The sequence below is a fragment of the Neisseria flava genome, assembly GCF_982712965.1.
Genome location: NZ_CEXQBZ010000070.1, coordinates 1 through 6,355 on the forward strand (window position 1 = coordinate 1; position 6,355 = coordinate 6,355).

The 6,355-nt window shown below is 52.5% G+C and carries 6 protein-coding genes; 3 read left to right on the forward strand and 3 right to left on the reverse strand.

From position 1 onward, the window contains the following. Positions 1-199 precede the first annotated feature (199 nt). Complete coding sequence (lolA, locus tag AC5M9B_RS04065) at positions 200-823, reverse strand: outer membrane lipoprotein periplasmic chaperone LolA (protein WP_049225994.1); 624 nt, start codon at positions 821-823, stop codon at positions 200-202. Between the two features lie 304 nt (positions 824-1,127). Between lolA and AC5M9B_RS04070 the strand changes: the two genes are divergently transcribed. From AC5M9B_RS04070 to AC5M9B_RS04080, 3 genes are read left to right on the forward strand one after another with little or no spacing between them, the layout of a single operon-like run. After that, positions 1,128-1,955, forward strand: coding sequence for a ferritin-like domain-containing protein (locus AC5M9B_RS04070; protein WP_455007577.1), 828 nt, complete (start codon positions 1,128-1,130; stop codon positions 1,953-1,955). A gap of 45 nt (positions 1,956-2,000) precedes the next feature. Continuing rightward, positions 2,001-2,960: a cation diffusion facilitator family transporter gene (locus AC5M9B_RS04075; RefSeq protein WP_487648287.1), complete on the forward strand. Its 960-nt coding sequence runs from the start codon at positions 2,001-2,003 to the stop codon at positions 2,958-2,960. Between the two features lie 60 nt (positions 2,961-3,020). Next, complete coding sequence (locus AC5M9B_RS04080; RefSeq protein WP_455007578.1) at positions 3,021-3,668, forward strand: HAD family hydrolase; 648 nt, start codon at positions 3,021-3,023, stop codon at positions 3,666-3,668. A gap of 66 nt (positions 3,669-3,734) precedes the next feature. Here AC5M9B_RS04080 and AC5M9B_RS04085 read toward each other — a convergent pair whose 3' ends face one another. Beyond that, the gene (locus AC5M9B_RS04085) at positions 3,735-5,015 is read right to left on the reverse strand and encodes a malic enzyme-like NAD(P)-binding protein (protein WP_455007579.1); all 1,281 of its coding nucleotides are present in this window, start codon (positions 5,013-5,015) and stop codon (positions 3,735-3,737) included. Positions 5,016-5,232: 217 nt separating this feature from the next. Next, on the reverse strand, positions 5,233-5,859 hold the full coding sequence (tmk, locus tag AC5M9B_RS04090; RefSeq protein WP_070656239.1) for a dTMP kinase: 627 nt from the start codon (positions 5,857-5,859) through the stop codon (positions 5,233-5,235). Between the last annotated feature and the right edge of the window lie 496 nt (positions 5,860-6,355).

The following is a 6,355-nucleotide window of genomic DNA, read 5'->3' on the forward strand; positions in this document are numbered from 1 at the left end:
CCAGTACGGCGTTGCCTCGCCTTAGCTCAAAGAGAACGATTCTCTAAGGTGCTGAAGCACCAAGTGAATCGGTTCCGCATTATCTGTACTGTCTGCGGCTTCGTCGCCTTGTCCTGATTTTTGTTAATCCACTATAACAAACAAAAAGGTCGTCTGAAACCGAAAATTGGGTTTCAGACGACCTTTTATAATCAAATAATCAGTTGCTCAACACATCCACGCCTTTGGGCGGGGTGAACTTGAATGCGCCGCGCGAGAGGTTGGGCTTGGTATTCAATCCGCCGAAGGTGATGGAGGTTTGGTTGCCGAAGCTGTCTTTCAGCTGCATGGCGGCGAGGTTGTCGCCTTTGAAGCCGATGCGGATGTATTGGTAGCCGGCGTTGTTTTTCTTGGGTGTTGCCAAGACGTAGTCGATGCCGTTGGACGAGCCGTCTTCTTTGAGGGAGTAACTGCTGTCAAGGGCGTTTTTGTTGGAAAGGATGGCGGCGGGGCTGTCGCCGATGGTTTGGTCTTGGGCGGACTTGGTCACTTGTGCCAAATCAACGTCATAGAGCCAAATGGTTTGACCGTCGCCTACGATGGTTTGTTTGTAGGGTTTGGTGTATTCCCATTTGAAGAGGCCCGGACGCAGGATTTTGAAAGTGCCGTGTGCGGTTTGGGTTTTCTTTTTGCCTTGGACGGTTTGGGTGAAGCTGCCGCTGATACCGTCGGCGTCGTTGTTGAATTTCTTGAGTGCATCCACTGCGCCTGCCTGTGCGAAACCGATGGTCGCGGTCAGGGCGGAAGCGGCGAGGAATTTGAACAGGTTGTGTTGTTTCATCATTATTTTTCCTTGTTGGAAGGGGTGTGGCGCCCAGTATCGATGTTACAAAATAACAATGCAAGCCGCTTATGGGCGGTTTACATTTTGCAAACAGTGTTTTCTGGGGGCTAATTTTTTGAAGCTGCGGGATTTTTTCCTGCGGAAAAGACAATCGGGTTTCACAATTCTTTAATGTATGCCGATTGTGTAAACTGTGGTATTTAATGGTTTTTGACGCGGAACGCGAAATTGTAAAGATTATATTCCTTATATTGTTTTTTTTAAACGCTATAATGTTTGTTTTCCGAAAAACGGCGGACTTGGGATGAAACCTGATATTTATGCTTTGCTCGAACTTGCCCTGCTTTCAGACGACCCTGATGAAAAAGGACGGCTGACGGATGAGGCGTTTGCCGCTGTTCAGAACATGGACGGGGCTGAGGCAAACGCCGCGCCGCTGGACTTCCGCCACGCGGGACGGCCGCCGAAGCCTGTTTTGGTCGCGCCGTCGCAATTGACGCCGCGCAAGATGAACACGGTCGAAGGCTATGCGGCGATGCTGCACGCGATTGCGCATATCGAGTTCAACGCCATCAATCTGGCTTTGGACGCGGCATACCGTTTCCGCACGCTGCCGTTTCAGTTTGTGCGCGACTGGGTACGGGTGGCGAAGGAAGAGGTGTACCACTTCCGCCTGATGCGCGAAAGGCTGCGCACTTTCGGCTTCGATTACGGCGATTTCGAGGCACACAACCATTTGTGGGACATGGCGTATAAAACCGCCTACGACCCGCTGTTGCGCATGGCGTTGGTGCCGCGCGTGTTGGAAGCGCGCGGGCTGGACGTTACGCCGGGGATACGCGCGAAGGTGGAACAGCGCGGCGATTCGGAAACCTGCGGCGTGTTGGACATCATTTACCGCGACGAAGTAGGCCATGTCGCCATCGGCAACCATTGGTATCAACACCTTTGCCGCGAACGCGGTTTGGAACCTGTCGCCCTGTTCCGCAGTCTGATTGCCCGTTACGACATGTTTATCTTCCGCGGCTATGTAAACATCGAAGCGCGCGAAAAGGCAGGCTTCAGCCGCTTTGAATTGGATATGCTGGAAGATTTCGAGCAGGGTTTGAAACAAGGCAAAAAGGTCGTCTGAAAACCCTGAATCCGGATTTTCAGACGACCTCTGTTGAGGAACATTATGTCGGCTCACCATCACGAACACCATCATCACGCACACGCCCACACGCATACCGCCAACAAAAAAGTATTGCGCGTGTCGTTCATCATCATCGCCGCCTTTATGCTGCTGGAGGCGTTCGGCGGCTGGCTGACCCACTCGCTCGCGCTGCTTTCCGACGCGGGGCATATGTTCAGCGACGCATTTTCCTTGGGCGTGGCGTTGTGGGCGTTCAAACTCGGCGAAAAAGAAACCACGCTGCAAAAGACCTTCGGCTACAAACGTTTCGAAATTCTCACCGCCATGTTCAACGGCTTGTCGCTGATGGTCATCGCCGTCCTGATTTTCTACGAAGCCGTCAAACGCCTGCTTTATCCGCCCGAAATCGCCACATTGGGAATGCTCGTGATCAGCGTCGTCGGGCTGCTGGTCAACATCGGCGTAGCGGTTTACATGCTGAAAAACAGCGACACCGAAGCCAATGTCAACATGCGCGGCGCGTATCTGCACGTTTTAAGCGACCTTGTCGGCTCGGTCGGCGCGATTGCCGCCGCCGTACTCATGATGGCGTTCGGCTGGAAATGGGCAGACCCGCTCGCCAGCGTGTTTGTTGCCGCGCTGGTCGGACGCAGCGGCTGGAGCCTGCTCAAACAAACGCTGCACATCCTGATGGAAGGCGCGCCCGAAAACATCCACACCGACGACCTGCTCGCCGTTATCCGCAACACCGACGGCGTCAAATCCGTCCACGACTTACACGTCTGGACGATTACCAGCAATATCAACGTATTATCCTGCCACATCGTCGTAGACGGTAGCATGACCGTTGCCGAATCCGAACAAATCGCCTACCGCATCGAACACGAGTTGTCCCACAAAAACATCGGACACTGCACCATCCAAATCGAAAGCGAACACCACCCGCATCCCGACAGCGTCTTGTGTTCCAACGAAACCGACGGCGCACACCATCACCACTAAACCCAAAGGTCGTCTGAAACCCTTTTCAGACGACCCCATCAAAAAACCAAAGGAAAACACATGATACAAGCCGTATTGTTCGACCTCGACGGCACGCTCGCCGACACCGCCCTAGACCTCGGCGGCGCACTCAACACCCTGCTCGCCCGCCACGGACTGCCCGCAAAAAGCATGGACGAAATCCGCACCCAAGCCAGCCACGGCGCGGCAGGACTGCTCAAACTCGGCGCAGGCATCACCCCCGACCATCCCGACTACACCCAATGGCGCACCGAATACCTTGACGAATACGACAGCCGCTACGCCCAAGACACCGCCCTCTTCGACGGCGTCAACGAACTCATCGCCGAACTCGACCAACGCGGCATCAAATGGGGCATCATCACCAATAAACCTATGCGCTTCACCGACAAACTCATCCCCAAACTCGGCTTCGTCATCCCGCCCGCCGTCGTCGTCAGCGGCGACACCTGCGGCGAATCCAAACCCAGCGTCAAACCCATGCTGTATGCGTGCGAACAAATCCATGCCGAGCCGCAACACACGGTTTACGTCGGCGATGCCGAACGCGACATGCAGGCCGGACGCAACGCAGGCATGAAAACCATCCTTGCTGAATGGGGCTACATCGCCCCCGAAGACCGTACCGAAACTTGGCAACCCGACTACCGCATCGCATCGCCTTTGGATTTGCTGAAACTTCTGTAAAACAAAAAAGGTCGTCTGAAAATTTTCAGACGACCTTTTCTTCATCACATTTAAATTAAAACCGGATTACAGTTTCCATTCGCTCAGTTTGGCAGCGTAGGCTTCCAAGTCTGCAATCGGACGGGTTGCCACGCCGCTTTCCATCGCTGCTTTAGCAGTAGCGGAAGCAACGCGTGGCAACAGGCGGGAGTCGAACGGGGTCGGAATCAGGTATTCCGCACCGAATTCAAATTTCTTACCGTATGCGGCAATCACTTCTTCAGTTACCTCTTCCATTGCCAAATCTGCCAAGGCGTACACGCAGGCGCGTTTCATTTCTTCATTGATGGTCGTCGCGCCGACGTCCAACGCGCCGCGGAAGATGAACGGGAAGCACAATACGTTGTTCACTTGGTTCGGGAAGTCGGAACGGCCGGTACCGATGACCACGTCCGGACGGGTTTCTTTTGCCAACGGCGGCAGGATTTCCGGATTCGGGTTTGCCATGGCGAACACGATAGGCTTGGCGTTCATGGTGTTCAGCATTTCAGGCGTCAGCAGGTTCGCGCCGGAGAGGCCCAAGAAGATGTCTTTGCCTTTGACGGCATCGGCAAGCACGCGTTGACCGTTATCTTCAATGGCGTAGAACTGTTTGGACTCGTCCATACGGTCTTTGTCTTCGCGGTTTTTGTAAATCACGCCTTTGGAGTCGCAAACGGTAACGTTTTCGCGTTTCAAACCCAAATCGAGCAGTTGGTTCAAGCAGGCAATCGCAGCCGCACCCGCGCCGGAGCAAACCAAGGTCGCTTCTTCGATTTTACGGCCGGTATAGCGCAGGGCATTCAATACGGCAGCAGCGGTGATGATGGCGGTACCGTGTTGGTCGTCGTGGAATACCGGGATTTTGCAGCGTTTGCGCAATTCGCGTTCGATGTAGAAGCATTCAGGCGCTTTAATGTCTTCGAGGTTGATGCCGCCGAAGGTCGGCTCCAACGCAGCGATGATGTCCACCAGTTTTTGCGGGTCTTTTTCATCGATTTCGATGTCGAATACGTCCACACCGGCGAATTTTTTGAACAATACGCCTTTGCCTTCCATCACAGGTTTGCCTGCCAATGCGCCGATGTTGCCCAAGCCCAAAACGGCGGTACCGTTGGAAATCACGGCAACCAAGTTGCCTTTGGCGGTGTATTTGTACGCATTTTGCGGATCGGCATGGATTTCCATACAAGGAGCCGCGACGCCCGGCGAGTACGCCAAAGCCAAGTCTTTGGACGTGGCCAGCGATTTGGTGGGGGTAACGGAGACTTTACCCGGCACGGGGAATTCGTGAAATTTCAGTGCGGCTTCTTTCAATGAGTTTTCCATTTTTCGATCCTGTTGCGAGAGAGATGTTGAGACGAGGTCGTCTGAAACGTTGGTTTCGGGACGTTTGCCGCTACAAAATCATTTATTAATAAATAAACCTATTTTGTAACGGGCTGTAATTCTATCATGTTCCCAATACGGCGCATACCGCTATTTTCTATCTGAAACAGCTAATTTTGAGGCAAAACATATACTTTCAGACAACCTTCATTCGGTTTTAAATATCCATGCCAAAACTGCGCGCCAACGCATGTTCGATATCTGCCCTTACCTCTTCCAAACTCCGGTTGCTGTCAATGATTGCATAGCGTTCGGGATGCGCGGCGGCGCGTTCGAGATAAACAGCACGCACTCGGGTGAAAAAATCCGCCTTCTCCTGCTCGAAACGGTCTTTCTCGCGCGTCTGTCCGATACGCGCCATCGACACTTCCAGCGGCACATCCAGCAGCAAAGTCAAATCAGGACCAAACCCGCCCTGCACCCAATTTTCCAGCGTTTCAATATCCTGAAGGGGCACGCCGCGCCCACCACCCTGATACGCGAAAGTCGCATCGGTAAAACGGTCGGAAACGACATGAATGCCGTCCGCCAGCGCAGGCAGGATAACGTCTTCAAGATGTTGCTGGCGCGCGGCAAACATCATCAACGTCTCCGCGCGCAATCCCGCCTTGGTTTCAGGGTTCAACAAAATTTCGCGCAAAGCCTCGCCGACAGGCGTACCGCCCGGCTCGCGGGTAAACAATACAGGAAGGTCGCGGGATTCGAACCATTGGCGGATAACGGCAAGATTGGTCGATTTGCCCGCGCCGTCTATGCCGTCCAGAGTGATGAATTTGGGTTTCATAAGGTCAATTTGATTGAGAGAACGGATGTTCAAAAGGTCATCTGAAAAGACGGATTATAAATGCTTTCAGACGACCTTGCCTTTCAATGCGGCGTTTCCCGCATACCGTTCCGACATTTCCGGGTTTTCAAATCAATCTGATGTCAAAACCCCGCAAACCTTGAATACCGCCTTCAGATGACCTTTTATCTTTTTAATCAACCGACCAAGCCTTTCACTTTGCAAAAAAACAACAAAAAATAATACAAAATTTACAAAAAACACAGGAACTTATAAAATATAAAACAATAACAGTTGCAACAATAATCACAAATCATAATAATGTCATATATACCGTTCAGGCGTAAAAGCCTGCTGTATAAGCGTTACACAGAAAATATTACGGAGACTGTGTCAATACACATCTAAACTCACATACAGAGACCTTTGCAAAAAAGCCCTTTCCCCGACAGCCGAAACCCAAACACAGGTTTTCGGCTGTTTCTGCCACTAATTG